Annotated in this window: 17 protein-coding genes; 13 read left to right on the forward strand and 4 right to left on the reverse strand. The window is 47.8% G+C overall.

The window, feature by feature from the left end; genetic code table 11:
- Positions 1 to 125: 125 nt before the first annotated feature.
- The 5 genes from pcaD to KYK27_RS11920 all read left to right on the forward strand — a co-directional run bounded on the left by pcaD (position 126) and on the right by KYK27_RS11920 (position 4,679).
- Positions 126 to 941, forward strand: coding sequence for a 3-oxoadipate enol-lactonase (pcaD, locus tag KYK27_RS11900; RefSeq protein WP_199110278.1), 816 nt, complete (start codon positions 126 to 128; stop codon positions 939 to 941).
- Between the two features lie 2 nt (positions 942 to 943).
- Positions 944 to 2,293, forward strand: coding sequence for a 3-oxoacid CoA-transferase (locus KYK27_RS18520; protein ID WP_199110279.1), 1,350 nt, complete (start codon positions 944 to 946; stop codon positions 2,291 to 2,293).
- Positions 2,294 to 2,366: 73 nt separating this feature from the next.
- The gene (locus tag KYK27_RS11910) at positions 2,367 to 2,882 is read left to right on the forward strand and encodes an FUSC family protein (protein ID WP_199110280.1); all 516 of its coding nucleotides are present in this window, start codon (positions 2,367 to 2,369) and stop codon (positions 2,880 to 2,882) included.
- A 25-nt stretch (positions 2,883 to 2,907) separates the two neighbouring features.
- Positions 2,908 to 4,116, forward strand: coding sequence for a 3-oxoadipyl-CoA thiolase (pcaF, locus tag KYK27_RS11915; protein ID WP_199110281.1), 1,209 nt, complete (start codon positions 2,908 to 2,910; stop codon positions 4,114 to 4,116).
- A gap of 29 nt (positions 4,117 to 4,145) precedes the next feature.
- Positions 4,146 to 4,679, forward strand: a complete 534-nt coding sequence (locus tag KYK27_RS11920; protein WP_199110282.1) for a TetR/AcrR family transcriptional regulator — start codon at positions 4,146 to 4,148, stop codon at positions 4,677 to 4,679.
- Positions 4,680 to 4,794: 115 nt separating this feature from the next.
- Here KYK27_RS11920 and KYK27_RS11925 read toward each other — a convergent pair whose 3' ends face one another.
- Complete coding sequence (locus KYK27_RS11925) at positions 4,795 to 7,224, reverse strand: TonB-dependent receptor (RefSeq protein ID WP_199110283.1); 2,430 nt, start codon at positions 7,222 to 7,224, stop codon at positions 4,795 to 4,797.
- A gap of 169 nt (positions 7,225 to 7,393) precedes the next feature.
- Here KYK27_RS11925 and KYK27_RS11930 point away from each other — a divergent pair, with 169 nt between their 5' ends.
- Positions 7,394 to 9,163, forward strand: a complete 1,770-nt coding sequence (locus KYK27_RS11930) for an APC family permease (RefSeq protein ID WP_199110284.1) — start codon at positions 7,394 to 7,396, stop codon at positions 9,161 to 9,163.
- Between the two features lie 159 nt (positions 9,164 to 9,322).
- On the opposite strand, the gene KYK27_RS11935 is transcribed toward KYK27_RS11930, so the two are convergent.
- The 3 genes from KYK27_RS11935 to KYK27_RS18445 all read right to left on the reverse strand — a co-directional run bounded on the left by KYK27_RS11935 (position 9,323) and on the right by KYK27_RS18445 (position 12,737).
- The gene (locus tag KYK27_RS11935) at positions 9,323 to 10,117 is read right to left on the reverse strand and encodes a DUF4249 domain-containing protein (protein WP_199110285.1); all 795 of its coding nucleotides are present in this window, start codon (positions 10,115 to 10,117) and stop codon (positions 9,323 to 9,325) included.
- Between the two features lie 21 nt (positions 10,118 to 10,138).
- A complete protein-coding gene (locus KYK27_RS11940; protein ID WP_317195926.1) occupies positions 10,139 to 12,469 on the reverse strand; it encodes a TonB-dependent receptor in 2,331 nt (776 codons plus the stop codon).
- Positions 12,470 to 12,614: 145 nt separating this feature from the next.
- Positions 12,615 to 12,737 (reverse strand): hypothetical protein, encoded by a 123-nt coding sequence (locus tag KYK27_RS18445; protein ID WP_255532101.1) that lies wholly within the window; start codon positions 12,735 to 12,737, stop codon positions 12,615 to 12,617.
- A gap of 433 nt (positions 12,738 to 13,170) precedes the next feature.
- Here KYK27_RS18445 and KYK27_RS11945 point away from each other — a divergent pair, with 433 nt between their 5' ends.
- The 7 genes from KYK27_RS11945 to KYK27_RS11975 all read left to right on the forward strand — a co-directional run bounded on the left by KYK27_RS11945 (position 13,171) and on the right by KYK27_RS11975 (position 21,923).
- Positions 13,171 to 14,415, forward strand: coding sequence for an efflux RND transporter periplasmic adaptor subunit (locus KYK27_RS11945; RefSeq protein WP_199110286.1), 1,245 nt, complete (start codon positions 13,171 to 13,173; stop codon positions 14,413 to 14,415).
- Positions 14,416 to 14,477: 62 nt separating this feature from the next.
- On the forward strand, positions 14,478 to 15,956 hold the full coding sequence (locus KYK27_RS11950; protein ID WP_199110287.1) for a TolC family protein: 1,479 nt from the start codon (positions 14,478 to 14,480) through the stop codon (positions 15,954 to 15,956).
- A 34-nt stretch (positions 15,957 to 15,990) separates the two neighbouring features.
- Complete coding sequence (locus KYK27_RS11955) at positions 15,991 to 16,692, forward strand: ABC transporter ATP-binding protein (protein WP_199110288.1); 702 nt, start codon at positions 15,991 to 15,993, stop codon at positions 16,690 to 16,692.
- A gap of 2 nt (positions 16,693 to 16,694) precedes the next feature.
- Complete coding sequence (locus KYK27_RS11960) at positions 16,695 to 17,936, forward strand: ABC transporter permease (RefSeq protein WP_199110289.1); 1,242 nt, start codon at positions 16,695 to 16,697, stop codon at positions 17,934 to 17,936.
- Positions 17,933 to 19,114: an ABC transporter permease gene (locus KYK27_RS11965; RefSeq protein WP_199110290.1), complete on the forward strand. Its 1,182-nt coding sequence runs from the start codon at positions 17,933 to 17,935 to the stop codon at positions 19,112 to 19,114. The genes KYK27_RS11960 and KYK27_RS11965 overlap by 4 nt, the downstream gene beginning before the upstream one ends.
- Positions 19,115 to 19,252: 138 nt before the next feature.
- Complete coding sequence (locus KYK27_RS11970) at positions 19,253 to 20,632, forward strand: sigma-54-dependent transcriptional regulator (RefSeq protein WP_199110291.1); 1,380 nt, start codon at positions 19,253 to 19,255, stop codon at positions 20,630 to 20,632.
- On the forward strand, positions 20,616 to 21,923 hold the full coding sequence (locus KYK27_RS11975; RefSeq protein WP_199110292.1) for a sensor histidine kinase: 1,308 nt from the start codon (positions 20,616 to 20,618) through the stop codon (positions 21,921 to 21,923). Before KYK27_RS11970 ends, KYK27_RS11975 begins: the two co-directional genes overlap by 17 nt.
- Positions 21,924 to 22,003: the final 80 nt, after the last annotated feature.

Raw genomic sequence — 22,003 nt, forward strand, 5'->3', positions numbered from 1 at the left:
TTTCCGGATGAGATGGAGCTATAGTTCAAAGCTACATCTCATCTGCATTTTTTGTTAGACCGGAGGAAACTGCTGCATCCTGATAAGTGGCTGACAGCTAAATTATAAGATAGAAACAAATACGTATGCCAACTATAAAAATCGCTGAGAACGACTGTTTTTACACCTATGATGACCTGGGGCACGATGATACCCTTGTGTTTTCAAATTCGCTGGGCACAGACCTGTCGATGTGGGATGAGGTAGCACATATCTTAAGTGAGCATCTTAACATCTTGCGTTATGATACGCGCGGGCACGGGCAGAGTACCATCAGTTCGGATGTGGTAACTATAGCTGATCTGGGCCAGGATGTGATCGACTTGCTGGACCATTTAAAGTTAGGCAAAGTTTACTTCTGCGGGTTGTCGATGGGCGGACTGATCGGGCAATGGCTGGGCATACATAATCCGGAACGTTTCAAAAAGATCATCATTGCAAACACAGCAGCCAAGATTGGAACGGAAGAAGGCTGGAATGCACGCATTGCGCAGGTAAAAGAACATGGCTTGCAGAGCATACTCGATGGCACGGCACAACGCTGGTTTACCCCTGAATTCAGGAAAGAGCATAAAGCTATAGTTGACGCTGTGCTGGAGAAATTCAAACAAACTTCCCTGCAGGGTTATATTGCTAATTGCGCTGCCGTGCGGGATGCGGACTTTAGGGATGAACTACCAAAGCTAAGTGTTCCTACCCTTATCATCAGCGGCACCCAGGACGAAGTGACCACCACAGAAGATGGCGACTTCCTGGCCAGCAACATACCCCGCTCACGGCATGTACAATTAGATGCCAACCACCTATCCAGTGTAGAACAGCCTGCTGCGTTTGCAAAAAATATACTGTATGCCGCCAAAAACGAAGGCGACTTTTATTTGAAAATTTTTCCATTGATATAAAGATGAAATCGGTACCACAGATAACCCTTGAAGAAGCAGTTGCTTTGGTAAAGGATGGCGATATATTACTGCAGGGCGGCTTCGGGATGACGGGCAACCCGGTACACCTGATGCATGCATTGGCTGAAACCAGAACAAAGGACCTGACTTTTATCGGGAACAATGTTGGTGAAGCCGGAATAGGTGGCGGCAAATTATTGCGCAACGGGCAGATCAAAAAAATGATCGGTTCTTTCTTTACCAGTAACCCGGAAGCAGTAAAAGCTGCCCAGGACGGTGACGTAGAATATGAGCTGTTGCCCCAGGGTACATTGGCAGAAGCTATTCGTGCAGGTGGAGCCGGTATTGGTGGCTTTTATACGCCTACCTCTGCCGGTACAGAACTCGCTGAAGGCCGCGAAACAAAAATGATAAGGGGAGTGGAGCAGGTATTTATTGAGGGCATCCGGGGCAATGTAGCTTTTGTGCGTGCCTGGAAAGCGGATACGGCTGGTAACCTGACCTATCGTATGACGGAGCAGAACTTTAACCGTGCCATGGCCACCGCTGCCGACCTGGTAATTGCGGAAGTGGAAGAAATTGTACCGGTGGGAGAGATCGCGCCGGAACACGTGCACACGCCGGGCTCTTTTGTAAATTACCTGGTGCAGGCCACACTTACACCGGAAGACCTGGGCTCCTCTGCCTCCGTTTCGTCCTCCCGGAAGACAAGTGAAAGACGCATGAACATGGCCAGGCGAGCGTTGAAGGAACTGAAGCGAGGTGATGTGGTAAACCTGGGGATTGGTATACCAACGTTAGTTGCGGATCTGATCACACCTGAAAACGGCATCGTGATGCATACAGAGAACGGCATGCTGGGCGTTGGTCCGGTGCCGACAGATGGCGGTGGCGCGATGGATTACCCGGTTAATGCCGGTAAAATTCCGGTTACAGCCCTGCCGGGCGCCAGCTATTTCGATAGTGCCGACTCGTTTGCCATGATACGCGGAAAGCACGTGGACATTGCCGTAATGGGTGGACTGGAAGTAGATGAAAAGGCGAACCTGGCCAACTGGGCAGTACCTGGTCAGCCGTTGCTGGGCGTAGGTGGCGCTATGGACTTGGCTTCGGGAGCCAAAACACTTATCATCACCATGACCCATACGAACAAAGACGGTTCCCCTAAAGTTGTTCCGAAATGTGCTTTACCATTAACCGCACTAAAAGCGGTAGATATGATCATTACAGACCTGGCCGTTTTCAGGTTTATAGATGGACAGCTGACCCTTACGGAACTGATGCCCGGAGCAACGCTGGAAGAAGTGCGGGACAAGACGAGTGCAAAGTTTAAAGAAGCGCTTGAGGCATAAGACAATGTTCCGGTTCGGGTAAAGGGAGTGCTTTTGTGAGCATGTATTTTTTAAGTGCTATCTACCTCCTGAAATGAAAAGTATTACCGAAACTATGGCAGCAAGGCAGTTTAGCATAGATGCAGACATGATCCTGTACATTATCCGGTGTTCCGTTGGGTTCCTGATTGGGTATGCGTTGTATCTTGCTTTTCCGCAGTTCGAGCTTTACTGGACCATGCTTTCGATCATACTTGTGCTGTCTCCGGAAGTAAAAGACTCGCCCAGACTAACCAACGAGCGGGTAAAATCAAACCTGATCGGGTCGAGTGTGGGGTTGTTCTGCTTTATATTGCCTGTACACCAGGTGGTCATGATGGTGCTTGGTATCTCCATGGCTATCTTTATCTGCCATTTTCTTAAACTGATGAGTGTGGCCCGGACTGCTGTAGTTGCACTTATCATTGTGGTGATCCATGAACAGGAATCAATGACCTACTGGTCAGCAGTAGAACGGTTTGTGTCGGTCACGCTGGGCTGTCTGATCGGGCTCGCCGTTTCTACAGTCACTGCCTTTTTATCTGAAACTATCAAAAAGAAAACAAACTGATTACAACACCTTTAAAGTTAATATTATGAGCAAAGAAGCCTATATCATAGATGGAATCAGAACCCCTGTCGGTAATTTGCGAGGGGAACTTTCGCCGGTTCGGACCGATGACCTGGCAGCCATGGTCATCAAAGAATTGATCAGCCGGAACCCTGATATACCAAAGGAGGCAGTGGATGATGTGATACTTGGCTGCCATAACCAGGCCGGCGAGGACAACCGCAACGTAGCTCGCATGGCGGGCTTGCTTGCAGGCTTACCTGTAACGGTGCCTGGCGAAACCGTTAACCGCTTGTGCTCCTCTGGCATGTCGGCGGTTATAAATGCTGCCCGGGCTATTAAGGCTGGTGATGGCGATGTGTTTATTGCCGGCGGCGTAGAGCACATGACGCGCGGCCCATTGGTTGTTTCCAAGCCAACCAAAGCATTCGGCACCGATTCGCAGATGTTTGATTCCAGTTTTGGATGGCGCTTTGTGAACCCCAAAATGAAGGAAATGTACGGTGTTGACCCGATGGGTATTACGGCGGAAAACCTGGCTGAAATGTATAAGATCTCGCGGGAAGACCAGGACAAATTCTCCTACCATTCCCAGATGAAGGCGACAAAAGCGCAGGAAAACGGCACCCTGGCTGAAGAGATCATGCCCGTAACTATACCCCAGCGAAAAGGCGACCCGGTTATAGTTTCAAAAGATGAATTCATCAGGCCAAACACAACTATAGAAACGCTGGCTAAACTAAAGCCTGCTTTTAAAACTGACGGCACCGTTACAGCCGGCAACGCTTCTGGTCTAAACGACGGTGCGGCGGCTACTTATGTTGTTTCTGAAGATGCCTTGCAAAAGTATAATCTGACACCGCTGGCCCGTATCGTAAGCTCAGCAGTAGTTGGCGTAGAGCCTCGTATTATGGGAATTGGTCCTGTTCCTGCCACTGAAAAGGCGTTAGAAAAAGCGGGTTTACGGTTAGAGGATATGGACATTATTGAGCTGAACGAAGCTTTTGCGGCGCAAAGTCTTGCCTGCACCAGAGCCCTGGGATTAGAAGATGACGACGCGCGCGTGAACGTGAACGGCGGAGCCATTGCACTGGGCCATCCGCTGGGAATGTCAGGAACACGCATCATATTAAGCGCCGCACTATCACTGAAAAGACAGCAGAAACGCTATGCGCTGGCAACGATGTGTGTGGGAGTTGGGCAGGGATATGCCGTTATATTGGAAAGGGTTTAGCTGCCTTTTCGGGTTTTGGCGTGTGACAGATGAGTAAGAAACAAGCGATACTGGACGCTGCTTTAAAGCTGTTTACGGAGAATGGTGCCCGGGCGACATCAACTAAATCTATAGCTTCTGAAGCGAACACTTCAGAAGCACTGATTTTTAAACACTATGGTTCAAAAGATCAGCTACTGGAGGCAATCCTTAAAAAAGCCTATCAGGTTACAGCCCTAGAGACCAACTTATACCTGAAAGGACTGACAGCAAGTGAGTATATCAGTAACATGATTGAGCTCCCGATCCTGCTGACGCGTTCGAATCCTGATTTCTGGGAAATGCAATACAAGATCATGGCGCTCAATCCAATCTCGTCGCGTTATCACGAAAACTTTATGCGTCCATGCCAGGTCAGGCTGACAGAATGTTTCCGGGAACTGAACTACAGCAACCCCGAACTGGAAGCCGAACTTTTGCTTATCTACATCGATGGCATCTGGAAATACTTCGCTGCACATAAGCTTGACGTTGCAAAGGAAAAAGCACTTACAGAATGTATGAAGCAGAAGTATAAACTATAGTTGCGCGCGAGTTTAAATAAAGTTTATAGTTGCATGTTTTGAAGCTCGATACTTTGGGAATTCCCTTCTGTAAATAAAAGTGCCTTGAGATGTAGGTGTTCTTTACACAGAGCGATTAAAACTCAACTATAAAACCAAGTGTCGGTACCAGGTTACCGTCGTTATTCTCAAGCACTACCGGTATGGCATTGCTTCCGTCTGAGCGAAGTGCGTTGCCATCTGTGGTAGCAAAACCAGTGTTTTCTTCGTTGCGCTGGAAAGTATAGCGGTCAAAGCCAGGCGTTTTACTTACCAGTACATTGGCAACATCCAGAAACAGGTCAAGTGTAACGCGGTTTAAATTCCACTTTTTATCGATGCGCACGTCCAGCTGGCTGAAAGGTTGGAGACGCTCAGTGTTTAGCCTGGAGTAATCCAGTATCCCTACACCCAGCGAAGCATAATTCCGGCGGGAGGCCTCCAGGTCGAATGGCGTGGAAGGTGCGCCGCCAGCATACCGGTACTTGGCCCCAAACTCCCAGTTACGAGGCAGCTTTTTGCCTAATAAGCCCGAGACAAGGTGCCGGTAATCCCAGGCACTGGAAACATAACGGCCATCCAGCCCGGCAAATTCACTCACAACATACGTGTAAGATAATACAGAGAACACGGTGCCTGTTAGCTTTTTTTGCAGGTATACCTCAGCGCCATAGGCTCTGCCTTCCCCGGTTGTACTAACAGCCTCGTTGCCAATAGCGCCAAAGTCGCCGCCCTGGTTTGCCAGCGAAATGCCATCCCGAACAGATAACGGGTAGTTACTATAGTCTTTGTAGAAACCCTCAAGCGTAAAGCGCAGATCCTGACGAGGTAAGAACTCGGTGCCCAGTACATAGTGAAGGGACCTGGTATAATCGGCCTGTTTATTCAGGTAAATGCCGTTTTCCTGGTATCCGAGCACTGTGTAAGCCGGAAGTTTATAATAGAGGCCGGACGATCCGTTTATCGTCCATTTATCATTAAGAAGGTAGGAAATAGCCAGGCGGGGAGACAGGGTTTTCATCGGATTATTTCCTTCATCAGTGAAGGAATTCAGATCAGTGCGGATACCGAGCGACAGCCCCAGTTTCTCCTTTAATACCGACCTGGAAACCTGCCCGAACGCACCATACCGGAAAAAATCCAGCCTGGTGTCATAATCCAGAATTACGCCTGGCTGTACTACGTTATTCTGTTCATCACGCAGCTCTTTCCGGATCACACTGTAAATATCATTGGTAAACTGCACGTACTGCCCCGAAACCCCGTAGGCATATCGCCATCCATTTTTATATTTATTTACATCCAGCCGCAGTTTGTTTTCGGTCTCGCGTGAGCTTGAATTTAGGGTGAGTGCCCGGTTTTCCCCTTCTTCCGCTGCTTCATATTTTGTCAGGCCATTATCAAAAGCATTACGACTCAGAGCCAGGTTCACGAAACCATCGTTTATCAGCCTTTTTACAACAACGCCGGTAGTATAATTCCATTGGTTAATGTATGGAACAGAACGCAGGATGTATTCATTTTCCGGGGTACTTTCGCGCGGTACTCCAAACGAGAAGTCATCAATTGCTCCAACGCCTATTAAAGAGATAGAAGTTTTGTCATTCAATTTATGGTCTACTTTGTACTGGAAATCCCAGTAGCTGGGACGAATAGGCAGGTCGAGCAACTTAAACAGGAACTGAAGGTAAGACCTGCGTGCAGATACTAGGTATGTTGTTTTCGAACTGATAGGTCCTTCTAAAGTAGTGGCAAATTCTGATCCGCTCAGTCGTACGTTACCCGAAAAACGTTCGGGGTTACCATAGCGCTGCCTGAACTCAAACACCGAGGCAAGCGCATTGTCGTAACGCGCATCAAAAGCTGATGAACTTACTTTCAGGTCCTCAATGAAAGATACATTGAGTATACCGGTGGCTCCGCCAGCACTTCCTTGGGTAGTAAAGTGATTGATGAGTGGTATTTCGATGCCATCGAGGTAGTATACGTTTTCGTTGGGAGCCCCACCGCGTATGATCAGGTCGTTACGGCTACCGCCCCCTGTACCATTGGTGGCAACACCGGGCAATACCTGCACTACTTTTGAAATATCGAAATTTCCGCCTGGGTTGCTTCTGATCTCTTCTGTTGTCAGGCTCTGAACCGACAAAGGAGTGATAAAATCGGCCACAGCCGCACTTTGCCTTCTGTTGGCCACTACCTCCACTTGCTGCAATTGGCTGGAGGCCGGCACCATTTCGAAGTTCAGTATCTGTACGTTACCAACCGTTACATTTACATTAAACCTTGAGAGTGGCTGATAGCCTAAGTAAGAACTTTGTACAGTATAACTGCCTACAGGAATGTTCTCAATCCGGAAGGCTCCTTTCTCGTTGGTAATAGCGCCCAATTGGCTTCCAACTACCTGTACCGATACACCGATCAAGGGTTCCTGTGTATTCCTGTCCCGGATTGTTCCGGTAATTAAGCCTGTTTGGGCTAAAGCAAGTGATGGTAGCAGAATAACGAGCAGAAGTAATACTCTCATAGTTTAAGTGTATTCGGTTATTGCTCGTACTACAGGCTTTGCATTAAATTGTTTAAAGTTGTGAATAAATTTGATTTTTCATGATAAAATAAGTGAGTAAGGGTAGGCAGCACTTAAACAACTACCCGTACCAGATGCGTATACAGCCTATCATTGCTACCAAAGGTTTATGAACAAGGATGTTACCACTTCCACTACTCCTGCACACCATCCAAAACTCAAAGAGCTTGCCGCTACAGCCATATGTGGAAATGATATAACTTCTTCCTGTTTGTATGTTTCTGCCCTTGCAATCATCTATGCAGGTCAGTATGCCTGGGTTGCCTTGCTGATGGTTGGAGGCGTGCTGTACTTATTCCGGAGCATTTACGGCGAAGTAGTTGGCGCCCTGCCGCTCAATGGTGGTGCCTACAACGCACTGCTTAACACAACAAGCAAAAGCACAGCATCTTTGGCAGCCTGCCTCACATTGCTTTCTTATATGGCAACTGCCGTTATTTCGGCCAGTGAGGCAATGCATTACGTGCATCATCTATGGCAGGGGTTGCCAATAATATATGCCACAATCGGTTTACTGGCCTTATTTATGGGGTTAACCATCATGGGGATCGGTGAATCCTCCATTGTGGCGGTAATTATTTTTATCACCCACCTTTCTACCCTCACACTGCTTTTGGTAATAGGTTTTTTCTTTTTATTCAGTCATGGATTTGACACGCTTACCTTGAACTATAGCCAACCCCTGGAAGGGAGTATTCCGAGGGCACTTTTCTTTGGGTTTGCAGCGGCTATGCTGGGGATATCCGGTTTTGAGAGCTCGGCTAACTTTGTTGAAGAGCAGGCTGAAGGTGTTTTTCCAAAGACTTTGCGCAATATGTGGTTAGCCGTAACCATCTTTAATCCACTGACTGCTTTTCTGGCCATCGCTATTATTCCATTGGCAGCGGTAAAAGAGAATCAGACCGCGTTGCTGGCCTACATGGGAGAGGTAGCTGGCGGAAGCTGGCTTGCTATAATTATATCTGTTAATGCGGCTCTGGTGCTGAGCGGTGCAGTGCTCACGTCCTATGTTGGTGTAACAGGATTGGTCCAACGCATGACCCTGGATCGATGCCTGCCCCAGTTCTTGCTGATAACAAACAAAAAGGGCTCTGCATACCTGATCATGATTACCTTTTTTCTGTTATGTGTATCAATCCTAATGATTACAGCTGGTGATATTGGTGCGTTGGCAGGCGTATATACCATTTCTTTTCTGGCTGTGATGGTATTTTTTGGAATCGGTAATATCCTGCTGAAGTTTCGCCGTAATCGTTTACCCCGCCCAGTACGTGCTTCCGGGCTGGTCCTGTTTTTAGCGATTACTGCTGTGCTGGCGGCGTTAGCGGGCAACGCCATCCTGAATCCGGCCTATGTGTGGGTGTTTCTCAAGTATTTTGTTCCAACCGTTTCCATTGTGTTCATTATGCTGTACCGTATTGAACTGCTTATCTTTTTTGCGTTCATAGTCAGGCAGTTGGAACGCCCGCTGAAAAAAATAATACCTTTTAAATCCTATACTATAAAGCGTCTCATTCAGACGATCAGATCACAGCAGTTCGTTTTTTTCTCGAAGGGTGATAATATAGCAAACATCAATAAGGTGATGCGCTATATTGTAGAGAACGAACATACCAACCGCATTAAAATTGTTAATGTATTAGAGGAAGGTGAAGAACCCCCGAAAAAGCTGATGCACGAGGTTGAAGTGCTGGACCTGGCATATCCGGAACTGGAGGTAGACTTCGTTATCATCAGAGGCTCTAAATTTGGTCCGGAACTGATTCAGGAGCTTTCAGATAAGTGGGGAATACCTAAAAACTTTATGTTTATTGGTTCTCCCGGGGACCATTTCCCATATAGGCTACAGGAACTGGGAGGAGTCAGGTTGGTTATTTAAAAAAGCAGATAATGACCAATTGATGCCGGGTAAGAAATTCAAAAAGCATTTACATAAACTGCTGAAAAATTCACTGAAGATTGCATTGATACACTAAAAAACCGCCCCTGTAGAGGACGCGGTTTTTTAGTGTATCAATTCCTGATTAATCCATATATTTTACTCTACCACCGCTTCCATCACCGACACAGCCGAAGCACCGAAATACCCGATAGCACCACCTGAGATGTTGCTCGGAGCGTTAGCCGGTGTGCTCTCAAAAGGACCGCCGGTTGAATTTTGCTGGTTCACGAGGGCATACCAGAAGTTGTAAGCGGGTTTGTCAATACTCATAAGTTCTACCCGTAAATGGTCTCCTTTCTGTATAATAAAGCCCATGCTGGCGTGGCCGTAGCTGCCATCGTATAGTTCATCGTTCAGCACCGCCAGCTCATCCGGGTCCAGGGCACCGTTCACGTATACATTCCACCTATAGTTGTTGCCTTTACCAGCCGGGTCTGCGAAATGGAGGATCGGGGAGTAGCCTTCGTCCTCCATGTGCGTTTTTTTGTGGTACTCAAAGGTCAGCGAATCTATAGTGGATACGGTGGGCATGTAGCTTTGGGCCGTGTAGGTTTTGCCATCTATCACCACGTGCAGGTAATACGTGTAGCCTGGCGTGCCCTGCAAGGTTTTGGTCTGGTATAAGCCATCGCCGGTTTGCTCTAATGTTTCGGTGTTGCCGTGGTTATCTGAGATGGTAACGATGGCTCCATTCACACCGGGTGTGCGGCCTTCTTCGAGGTAACCTTTGGTGTTGGATAAGCGCACGGTATAAGGCCCCGTTTGGTCTGTTACCAAACCTTCCACTACCAGTTTGGTGTCGGCGGTGCGGAGTTCATAGTCTATTACTTCTTCGCAGCTGTACAAACTCATCGTGAGCATCCCCAGCAGGTATAAAAATATCTTTTTCATAGTAGCAAATGTGCTTATAGTTTAAAAGTTGAAGTTATAAGTAAGCGATGGCAACAAGTCGAACAGATAGGTTTTCACGGCTTCGGTTTTAGTCTTGTCGTCTTCGCTCTCACGGAAGTAAATAGAGAAGGCATTTTTGCGGGCGTAAGCGTTGTAAACGCTCAGGGTCCAGGAGCCGCTGTACTTCTTAAATTCGTTGCGCGGCTTTGCATACGTGGCCGACAAATCCAGACGGTGATAAGCAGGCAGGCGGTACCCGTTGCGCTCCGAATAAACCGGGTAGGTTTTACCGTTGTACTCGTAGCGGCCAACCGGCATGGTAATGGCGCCGCCGGTACTATAGGTCCAGTTGGCTCCTAAATTTATAGACGGGCTGAAACTATAGCTCAGTACCAGGTTACCGGAATGCCTGCGGTCGTGGCGCGGAGAGTAGGGGTTGCCGTCGTTAATGCCCGGCACAGTGCGTTCGGTTTTAGACAAGGTGTAACTTATCCAGCCGGTGAGCAGTCCTTTCTGTTTGCGCAGGTAAAATTCAGCACCGTAAGCTTCGCCTGTTCCACGCAGCAGTTCTGTTTCCAGGCGTTCATTCAGTAATATCTCAGCGTAATCCTTGTAATCGATCTGGTTATCCATCCACTTATAGTACAACTCCACCGATCCTTCAAACATGTTGTCAGCAAAATTGCGGAAATAGCCCACGGCGACCTGGTCGGCAAGCTGCGGTTTTACATAGGTGCTGCTCGGAATCCAGACATCAAAAGGCATAGCCGAAGTAGAGTTAGAAACCTGGTGCAGGTACTGCAGTGTGCGGTTATAAGAGGCCTTTAGCGAGCTTGCATCGGTCAGTTCGTATTTGGCAGCAATACGCGGCTCCAGTCCGTGGTAGCTTTTTATTTTCTCGAAGCGGCTATAGTTTACTGTATCAACCGGCGTTTCAAAATCCTCATCATACAGGTACACTTTGCCCGGACCCATGTTGGTGAAGCTGGAGAAACGTAGGCCATAATCTATCGTCAGCCGGTCTGTGATCTGGTGCTCGTTGCTCAGGTAAAGGGCTGTTTCCAGAGCGCTGGTAGAGTTGAGCTTCAGTTCGTTTACATAAGACTTCTCACCTGGCTTTACTTCGGCCGGCATAAAGTTGTGATAGGTAACATGCAGACCAAAACGCAGCTGGTTTTTCGTGTTCAGGAAATATGTATAGTCGTTTTTGATACCATAATCCTTGATGTGCGATTTCCAGGTAAACTCCGACTCTTCCTCTTTGGAGCCCAGCGCGTAATCAAAATCAGAAAAGATAAAAGTGGTGTTGGAGAATAGGCGGTCAGAGAACAGGTGGTTCCAGCGCACGGTGGCGGTAGCATTGCCCCAGTTCATCATAAAATCTTTGGTGCCCGCCACATCGCGCCCAAAGTAACTCGACACAAACAGGCGATTCTTTTCATTTAAACTATAGTTCACCTTGGCGTTAAGGTCATAAAAGTACAGGTCGTTTCCTTTGATGTCTTCGTCGCTGCTCAGGCCAAAAAACATATCGGCATAAGTACGGCGGCCCGAAAGGATAAACGAGCTTTTGTCTTTTACGATAGGGGCTTCCACGGTGAGGCGGCTGGCTATAGTTCCAATGCCACCAGACACTTCCATTTTCTGGTTATTCCCCTCCTTCATCCGGATGTCGAGCAGCGATGATAAACGCCCTCCATGTTGTGCCGGAATGCCGCCTTTGTAGAGCTGCACATCTTTAATGGCATCAGCATTGAACACCGAAAAGAAGCCCATCAGGTGCGATGCATTGTAAACCGGCGCTTCGTCCAGCAAAATCAGGTTCTGGTCGGCACCGCCGCCACGCACGTAAAAGCCCGAGGTACCTTCGCCGGCATTCTGCACGCCCGGCATCAGCTGTATCGCTTTTATCACGTCCACTTCACCCAGCAGGGCAGGCATGTTCTTTATTTCGGCCACCTGCATTTTCAGGGTGCTCATTTCCATGCTCTTTACATTGGTGTCTTCTTTGCGCGAGGTCACCACTACTTCCTGCAGCGTGGTAGTGTTCTGCTCTAGCTGCATGTCCAGTTTCTGGCTGCCCGTTAGCTGTACCTGCTTAGAACTGGTTACATAACCCAGGTAGTTGTAGTGGATGGTATAGTTGCCCTTTGGCAGCGTGAGCGAGTAATAGCCATACTCGTTGGTGATAACGCCGGTGCCGGGCAGTTCCTGCACACTTACCGAAGAGCCGATTAGTCCTTCGCCGGTGGATTTGTCTTTCACGTAACCGCTGAGGGTTACTTTGTTTTGTGCGGCACTGTTTGCTAAAATGCAAAGCAGTAGCAGCACTGTCATCAGGTACTTCATCATAGTTTTATTGTAGAATATAGGATATATGCGTGCAGCTGTGTTTCTAAAACACAGCACAAAATTAGGCTAACCGGTTGGGATAACTTTTATATATTTTCTGGAAATTTTTATAGAAATCGCCGGAGCAACGGGGCTGGATCGATGCCTATAGTTGCAGCAGGTAGCGGAGCGCTGGTATAGTTGTCATTACTTTTTTCATGGTTTTATAGTGTAGGTTATGGGTCGTATTGTCCCAGAAATAGTTGCCTGTTCCCGAAATCGGGCGCAAAAGTACGGAATATTTTATGCCTGAGTAAGCTACCTGTATTAATGGCAGATTAATTTATACCAGCTGACCTTTTTTGCGGATAAACTGAAGATAGAAGCGGATGAATGAAATATGAATTCTTAAGCGCTGTTTGTCAGGCACTCAGGCTCGTTAACCTGTTTGCCTGATTGTAACTTTTAAAGTTGGTAGGCAATGGTTCTCTAAAAACTCAGGCATGGATAGGTACCTGCCACAAAGCGTATTTCTGCCCAAACATGCACACAAATACAAGTGGCCGGAGAATCTTTTGAAACCGAACACACCTGTTCAATACTGAACACCCCAAACTCACCTATAACTATAGTTTTAAAGTGTAAAGTTAAGTAAATCAGTTATATACATAACTGGCATATTACTTGGCTAAAGAGTTCGTGTAAAGTACACGCTCAACACTATGGACCGCGAATTATCTGCCACTACCAAACAAGCCAATAAACGCCGACGCTACTGGCAAATAGGGATTACCCTGGCTCTGCTGGCCTTTGCTATAGTTGGTTTCCGAAGCCTGCTCACACCATCGCTAAGCAGAGATAAACTGCGCACGGCCGTGGTAGAGCGTGGTCCGGTGGTAGCAACCATTTCGGCGAGTGGGGTGGTGGTGCCGGAGAACGAACTGGTAATTACCAGCCCTATACAGGCACGCATAGAGCAGGTGTTGCTAAAGGCGGGCGAACAGGTAAAACCCGGCGACCAGATCCTGCTACTCGACAGAGCCTTTACCCAACTGGCTTATGATAAACTGAAAGACGAGCAGCAACTGAATCAGCACAAAAGCGTGCAGCTGCGCCTGAACCTACGCAAAACGCTGAACCAACTGGCATCGCAGCTAACTATAAAACAGATGCGGGTAAAAAGCCTGCAGGCCCAGCTCGAAGATGAAAAGTACCTGCTTAAGATTGGCGGCACTACCCAGGAAAGTGTGAAGCAGGCCGAACTGAACCTCAAAATAGCGCAGCAGGAACTACAGGAAATTGAACGCGACATGGCTACTGAGCGGGAGCTGCTGAAAGCCGATGAGCAGGAACTAGGCTTTACCCTGGCCATGCAGGGCCGGTCTATAGAAGAGCTGCAGCGCAAAATGGAACAGGCCGAAGTACGCGCCACGCACAACGGCGTGATAACCTGGGTGAAGAACGAAATTGGCAGCACCGTAAACGCCGGTGATATAATTGCCCGCCTTGCCGACCTGAGCAGCTACAAAGTAAAAGCCACCATTTCCGATACCTACGCCGGGCAGTTGTTAGTTGGGGGCAATATTATAGTTCGCGTCAACAATGCCGATCTCCAAGGTACCATCTCATCCATAGAGCCCACGGTTAGCAATGGCATTGTTACTTTTTATGTCGCCCTTCAGGATAAAGCTCACCAATTGTTACGCCCCAGTTTACGGGTAGATGTGTTTGTAACTATGGCCTCTAAGGGTAATGTGCTGCGCGTGAAGAACGGGCCATACTTTAACAGTGCCAAGGGGCAGCAGGTGTTTATAGTACAAGGCGACGAAGTGCTGCGCAAACCTGCAGCTATAGGCGTGAGCAACGTAGATTTTGTAGAACTTGAAAATGGCGTGCAGCCCGGCGATGTGGTCGTGATCTCAGAAATGGCAGAATACGAGCACACGGAAAAACTTAAGCTTAAGTAAGAATTGCGGATTGCCTTTTAAAGCTTCAGAACTATAGTTTATACCAAGTATAAAATAAACCTATGAAAAGTAATTTTACCTGTTTAGTGTTTGTAATGCTGCTCTGTTGCGCACAAAGTATAGCCCAACCCGCCCGCCAGTTAGGTTTGCAGGAGGTTATCACAATGGCGCAACAGCAGTCAGCAACAGCAAAACAGGCCGATGTAAGCCACGAAAGCAGTTACTGGCAATGGCGCAGCTTTAAATCGGATTATCGTCCGCAACTTAGCCTGAACGGTACCCTGCCTGATTTCAGCAGAACCTATACACCGGTTATTCAGCCGGATGGTACCACTGATTTTAAGCCTGTTTCGATCAACAATTCGGAACTTGGCCTGACGCTGCGACAATTGGTTGGCCCTACAGGCGGCAGCATTTTTGTCACCTCGCTCATGCAGCGCTTCGATGACTTTGACCGGGAAACAACCCGCTATAATGGCAACCCGGCTATAGTTGGTTTTGAGCAGCCGCTGTTTGCCTTTAACCCGTATGCCTGGGCCAGAAAAGTAGAGCCATTGCGTTACCAGGAGTCGCAGCGCAAGTTTGTGGAAGACAAGGAAACTATAGCCGTTGAGGCCTCCAAACTATACTTCGACTTGTTGCTGGCGCAGGTAAACCAGCGCATTGCTACCCAGAATCTCGCCAACAACGACACCCTGTACCATATTGCCGAAGAGAAGTATAAACTGGGTCGTCTGTCTAAAAACGATGTGCTGCAATTACAGCTGGCCGTACTTAATGCTCAGCTTGCTCAGGACCAGGCGACACTCGATGAGCAGAATGCAACACTTGCCCTGAAAACATTTGTAGGCCTGAAAGACAACGATACCCTGTTGCTAACTATACCTGACAGCATACCAGGAACTATAATATCTGCAGAAGTAGCGCTGGCTGAAGCCCAAAAGAACCGTAAGGAAGCTATAAGTTTTAAGCGCCGCCTGCTGGAAGCCGAAAGTATAGTTGCCAAAGCCAAAGGCGACAATGGGTTGAACATGAGTGTTTTTGCGACCTTCGGCTTGTCGAACAGTGCCGACAATTTCTCGGATGTGTATACCCGTCCGGAGAACCTGCAGCGTGCCCGCATTGGCTTTAACATGCCGCTTATGGACTGGGGCCGACAGCGTTCCAACTATAAAGTTGCCGAACTCAACCGCCAGTTGGTGCAGCACATCATCACCCAGGAAGAAGCTACTTTCGAACAGGCTGTTCTATCGCAGGCAAATCAATACATCACCCTGCAGCGCCGGCTCAAGACGACTGCCGCTGCCGATGCCATTGCCCAGGAACGCTATAACATTACCAAAAACACTTTTATAGTTGGCCGCATCAGCATTACCGACCTAAACATTGCGCTTTCCGAAAAAGACCAGGCCCGCCGTGCTTACATTGCATCGCTTGCACAGTTCTGGGCCGCGCACTATAGTTTAAGGCAGTTAACCCTGTATGATTTTGAAAATCAACAACCGATTGTGGCAGAGATAAACACAAACTCTAATAACTAACCAATACCTACCAACTAATAATGATATTAAAACTATGATCACGCTATCTAACATTGAAAAAGTTTACCAGACCAAAACCATCGAAACGGTGGCTTTGCAAAACGTAAACCTGACGGTTCCGAAAGGAGAATTCCTTTCTATCATGGGGCCATCGGGTTGCGGCAAGTCAACATTGCTCAACATCATGGGCTTGCTGGATATTCCGAGTTCCGGTATAGTAACCATTGATGGGCAACCCATAGAAACTTACAAAGACAAAGAACTGGCGCACATCCGTAACCAAAAGATCGGTTTTGTTTTCCAGAGTTATCACCTCGTGAATGACCTGAGCGTGATGGACAATGTAGAACTGCCCCTGCTGTACCGTAGCAGCATCTCAGGGTCGGAGCGGACCAAAAGAGCCAAAGCTGCTTTAGAGAAAGTTGGCCTAAGTGCCCGTACCCAGCATTACCCTAACCAGTTATCCGGCGGGCAGCGCCAGCGTGTAGCCATTGCCCGCGCCTTGGTTGGCCAGCCAGAAATTATACTTGCCGATGAGCCGACCGGTAACCTGGACTCGGTGATGGGCGAAGAAGTGATGAACATTCTGCTGGACCTGAACCGCCTGGATGGGACAACTATAGTTATGGTAACGCACGACGAGAATATGGCTCTTAAAACAGAGCGTTTAGTGCGTTTCTTTGACGGGCAGCAGGTATCGGACTCAAAGTTGATCGCTAACTTTCAGCAAGTATAGTCATGTTTAAGAGTTACATAAAAATAGCCTGGAAGGTGCTCTTGCGGCGCAAGTTTTTTACCTTCATCAGCCTCTTTGGTATCAGTTTTACCTTAATGATACTGATGGTTGCCACTTCTCTTTTTGACCATGTTTTTGGACCGCAAATGCCGGAACATGACACAGACAGACTACTCTTTGTTAACCAGATTCGTGTACAGGTAAAAGAGGGTTATACCAACAGCGGGCCTGCCAGTTATAGCTTCTTCGACCGCCACGTGCGCAGCCTGAAGACACCCGAAAAAGTCTCGATCAATTCTATATTCTTTCAGGTAAACAGCTATATCAACAACCGCAAACTGGCTTTGGATATCAAGTATACCGACCGTGAATTCTGGGACATACTTAACTTTAATTTTCTGGAAGGGAATGCCTTTACCCAACAGGATGTAAAAAGCGCAAACCGTGTGGCCGTAATTAACGAGAACACACGGGCTCAATATTTCGGAGACGCAGAGGCTATTGGGAAGGAAATAGTTGTAGACCAGGTAAAGTATAAAGTTATAGGGGTGGTAGAAAACGTACCAGTGCTGCGCGTGCAGTCCTATGCCGATATTTGGGTTCCGATTACACTAAAAAGCCAGGACTTTTCCAAACCTGGGCTAAGAGGCACCTACTTTGCTACCATTAAAGCGCGGCAGTCTTCGGATATACCTGAAATAAAAGCAGAGTACGCAGCTATGATGCAGGAAGTAGAACGGCAGCATCCGGAGAAAGACGCTAAGCTTTTCTCATTCCCGGATACTTTTCTGGAGAGCTTTGCCCGCACCTTTTTAGGCAATGGTAACGATGCCGGCGTTGGTATTCTGTATAGTATACTGACTGTTTTGGCCCTGCTGTTCATGCTGCTGCCTACTATAAACCTTGTCAGCATTAACATTAGCCGTATCATGGAGCGTTCTTCAGAGATTGGGGTACGCAAAGCCTTTGGTGCTTCATCCTCCACCATTATCGGGCAGTTCATCATCGAGAACATTTTTCTGACCTTGCTGGGTGGTCTGCTGGGCTTTATTCTATCGGCTGGGGTACTGTGGCTGATAAACGACAGCGGCATGATCGTGTATGCCAACCTGGGGCTGAACCTGCGTGTTTTCGCAATGGGCATGCTGCTCTGCCTTGTGTTTGGATTGATTTCCGGTGTATACCCGGCTTACAAAATGTCACGCTTACAAGCCGTAGAGGCACTGAAAGGAGGTTCGAAATGATACGCCATTTGTTTAAACTGATCTGGAACCGGAAGAAAAGTAACTTCCTGCTGATCACCGAAATATTTTTTTGTTTCCTGGTGCTGTTCGGGGTGCTGAGCTTTATCGTGTATAATGTCCGCAACTATACAAGGCCACTTGGTTTCAAACACGAAAATGTATGGCTGCTTACCATGCGACCAAGTACCGATTCTACAGCCCAGAACCGACAAATAGTGGAGCAGGTAATCCAACGGGTACGTGCATTCCCGGAGGTAGACCAGGCATCTTTGATATCCAGCAATGCCCCTTTTTCATTCAGCCAGATGAATAACCACTTCTCTTATGGCGATGTGAAGCGCATTGATTCTGATGTGTATGAAGTGCAGGATGAGTTTAAGGATGTCATGCAAATACAGGTAAACCAGGGACGCTGGTTTGGTACTAGCGACGATGCGTCTCATCATGAACCGGTCGTGATAAATAAAGCATTGCAGCGGGTTCTGTTTGGCGAGGAAGATGCTTTAGGCAAAATAATTCATGTGGATGATTCTACAAACTTCCAGGTGGTGGGAATTACGGATTACTACCGTGCGGGCAGTGAATTTTCTGCCGAAGATCCGGCTGTATTTACACGCATTAACCTTAAAAAGAATCCAAAGTACTTTGCTAACGAAATGCTGATCCGGGTAAAGCCCGGCACAGGGATAGACTTTGAAGAGAAAATGGTGAAAGAGATTTCAGGTATCGGGAAAGACTGGGCGCTGGAAGTAGCGACATTGGAAAAAATGCGTCAGAATAAAGCTAAAGTAACTATAATCCCGATGATCGCCCTCGGGTTAGTCTGTGGCTTCCTGATTTTAAACGTAGCTTTAGGCTTGTTTGGAGTGCTGTGGTATAACATCAGCCGTCGCAACAGTGAAATTGGTCTGCGCCGCGCGCTCGGTGCTGCTTCCGGACAAATCTATCGCCAGTTTATAGGTGAAGTGCTGGTACTGGCAACATTCGGATTGATCTTCGGAGTTCTTTTCGCTGTTCAGTTTCCGTTGTTGCAGGTCTTTCAGGTGGATTCAGAAGTTTACTTTATAGCACTTGCCGGAGCTGTTGTACTCATATACTTGCTCACAACTTTTTGTGCCCTGTATCCGAGCAGGCAGGCAGCGGCCATACATCCGGCCATTGCACTACACGAAGATTAACTCATCTCACACACTATAACCGGGACTTATAGAAGTAGAGTGGGTATAGCCCTTACTTTGCAGCTATAAATTCCGGTTGGTGTATGTCCGATTATATATATCAACTATCTTTATACTTATAAATCACTGTTAAATTCCATGATCCTGATTGTAGACGATGATGTTGCAGTGCGCGCTTCGCTTAGCCTGATGCTGAAGCAGAATGGCTTTAAAACATGTGAAGCTGTATCGCCGAAAGAAGCACTTGAGCAGGGCGAACTGCATCTGTTACAGCTCGTGATTATGGATATGAATTTCTCGATTGAAACCACCGGCCACGATGGGTTGGCACTGCTCGGTCAGTTTAAAAAGCAGTACCCGAATTTGCCGGTTATATTGATCACAGGTTGGGGCTCTATCAGCTTAGCAGTGGAAGGCATGCGCCTCGGAGCCGCCGATTTTATTACCAAGCCCTGGAGTAACGAATACCTGCTGCAGTCTATAAAAACGGCGTTGAGTTTATCAGAACAAAACTATAGTTCCGATGAAGCGCTGACCCGCAAAAAGCTTGATCAGCAGTATAACTTCACAAACATAGTTGGCCAGGACCCGAACCTGCTGAAAGTGCTGAAAAAAATAGGCCAGATCGCGGCCACTGATGCTTCGGTGCTGATAGAAGGGGAGAGTGGAACCGGAAAAGAACTGATTGCCGAAGCTATACACCAGAACAGCTCGCGCCGCAGTCAGCCATTTGTGAAAGTAAATTTAGGTGGTATCTCCGCCAGTTTGTTTGAGAGCGAGATGTTTGGCCACAAGCGTGGCGCTTTTACCGATGCCAAAGGTGACAGAACAGGTCGTTTTGAGATGGCAAACAAAGGCACCATTTTCCTGGATGAAATTGGCGAACTGGATATGAACAGCCAGGTAAAACTATTGCGCGTATTGCAGGATCGTACTTATGAAGTATTAGGCGATAGCCGTTCCCGGAAGCTGGACATTCGTGTAGTTTGTGCCACCAACCGCAACCTCGAAGAAATGGTAGCCGAAGGTAAATTCCGCGAAGACTTGTTTTACCGCATTAACCTGATAACGGTAAAATTGCCAGCCCTGCGCGAGCGTGCCGATGACGTTCCGTTGCTGGTTCAGCACTTCCTCAGCAACCTGAAAAAAGTTTACAACCGCCCGGAGCTAACTATAAGCAAAGGCGCTTTGCAGTGGCTACGCGAGCAGCCCCTGCCGGGCAACATTCGTGAACTGAAGAACCTGGTGGAGCGGACGGTGCTGGTAAGCGATGGCGCCATGCTGGAAGCAGAAGATTTTCAGGCACAGGCACAACGCAGCTCAGCCAAACCCGCCGATAAAGCCTTGCCAGCCGTTGGCGCCATGACCTTAGATGAAATGGAAGCCAGCATGATCCGGAAGTCGATGGATCATTACCATAACAACATCAGCAAAGTGGCTCGTGCCCTTGGCCTGAGCCGTGCTGCCCTTTACCGCCGCCTCGATAAGTTTAACATCCCGTATGAGTCTCAGGACTAAGTTCATCCTTTTTGCCACGGTAATTCATGTGCTGCTGGCAGTAATGGCTTATTTCCTGCTAAAGGAGAACGTATTTCTGTTCCTGGGGATGGAGCTGCTTATACTTGGTTCGATCTACATTACGGCCCAACTATACAGCACCTTCTTTAAACCGCTCAGCCTGATCCGTGCCGGTATTCAATCTATAAAAGACAAGGACTTCTCTACCAAATTTATGGGAGTGGGTCAGAAAGAGCTGGATGAACTAATAAACGTGTACAACCGCATGATTGACCAGCTGCGGCACGAGCGGGTGGCGCAGGCCGAGAAACATTACTTCCTTGAGAAACTGATACAGGCGTCGCCGACAGGTATACTTTTGCTTGGCTTCGATAACCAGGTAGAGCACGTTAATCCGGCTGCCGAACTATACCTGCAGCAACCTGCCAGCAGCTTGCTTGGCAAACACGTAAGCCAGCTACCCAAAGTATGGGCCGAGCAACTGACGCACCTGCAAAACGGAAGCTCTATTACGTTTCGGGTAAACGGCATCCGCACGTACCGTTGCCAACGCGCGCACTTCCTGGATCGTGGCTTTCAGCATTATTTTGTGCTGATAGAAGAACTGACCGAAGCAATTTTGCAGAACGAGCGGCAGGCTTACGAAAAGGTGATACGGATGATGTCGCATGAAGTGAACAACTCGGCGGGAGCGGTAAACTCTATACTGGGTTCGCTGCAATATTATGCTCCGCAACTTACCAACGATCACCGCGAAGACTTCGACAACGCCCTGCAGGTAGCTATAGACCGTAACACGAATCTGAGCCGCTTTATGGCCAACTTTGCCAATGTGGTGCGCCTGCCCAAACCTAAGAAAACACCAACCAATCTTCATACATTGTTGCGCAACATGGTCCTGCTCATGCAACCGGAGTTCCAGCGCAGAACTATAGGTTGTACACTCCAACTGGCGTCGCAACCGCTGATTATACTCCTGGATCAGCAACAGATGGAGCAGGTACTACTAAACGTGCTCAAGAATGCTATAGAAGCGATAGAAGAAGGCGGCGAAATAACTATAGCCACACAAACCAATCCCGCACAGCTAACTATAACCGACACTGGCTCCGGCATTTCTGAGAGTGTGCGGTCATCGCTGTTTACACCATTTTTCAGTACCAAAGAATACGGACAGGGGATAGGTTTAACGATGATCCGGGAGATATTGGTAAATCATGGTTTCACTTTTTCGCTGGAGAGTGATCAGGAAAAGGGAGTGACTATATTCTCGGTCAGGTTCTCCGGGTAACTGCACTTTGAAAACACGATTTAGAATAACTGTAAAGTTGCTTTCAGGAGATAATTTTAGAGGGAAGTAAATGTTTGATG

It is taken from the genome of Pontibacter populi (assembly GCF_019336435.1).
Classification (GTDB): domain Bacteria; phylum Bacteroidota; class Bacteroidia; order Cytophagales; family Hymenobacteraceae; genus Pontibacter; species Pontibacter humidus.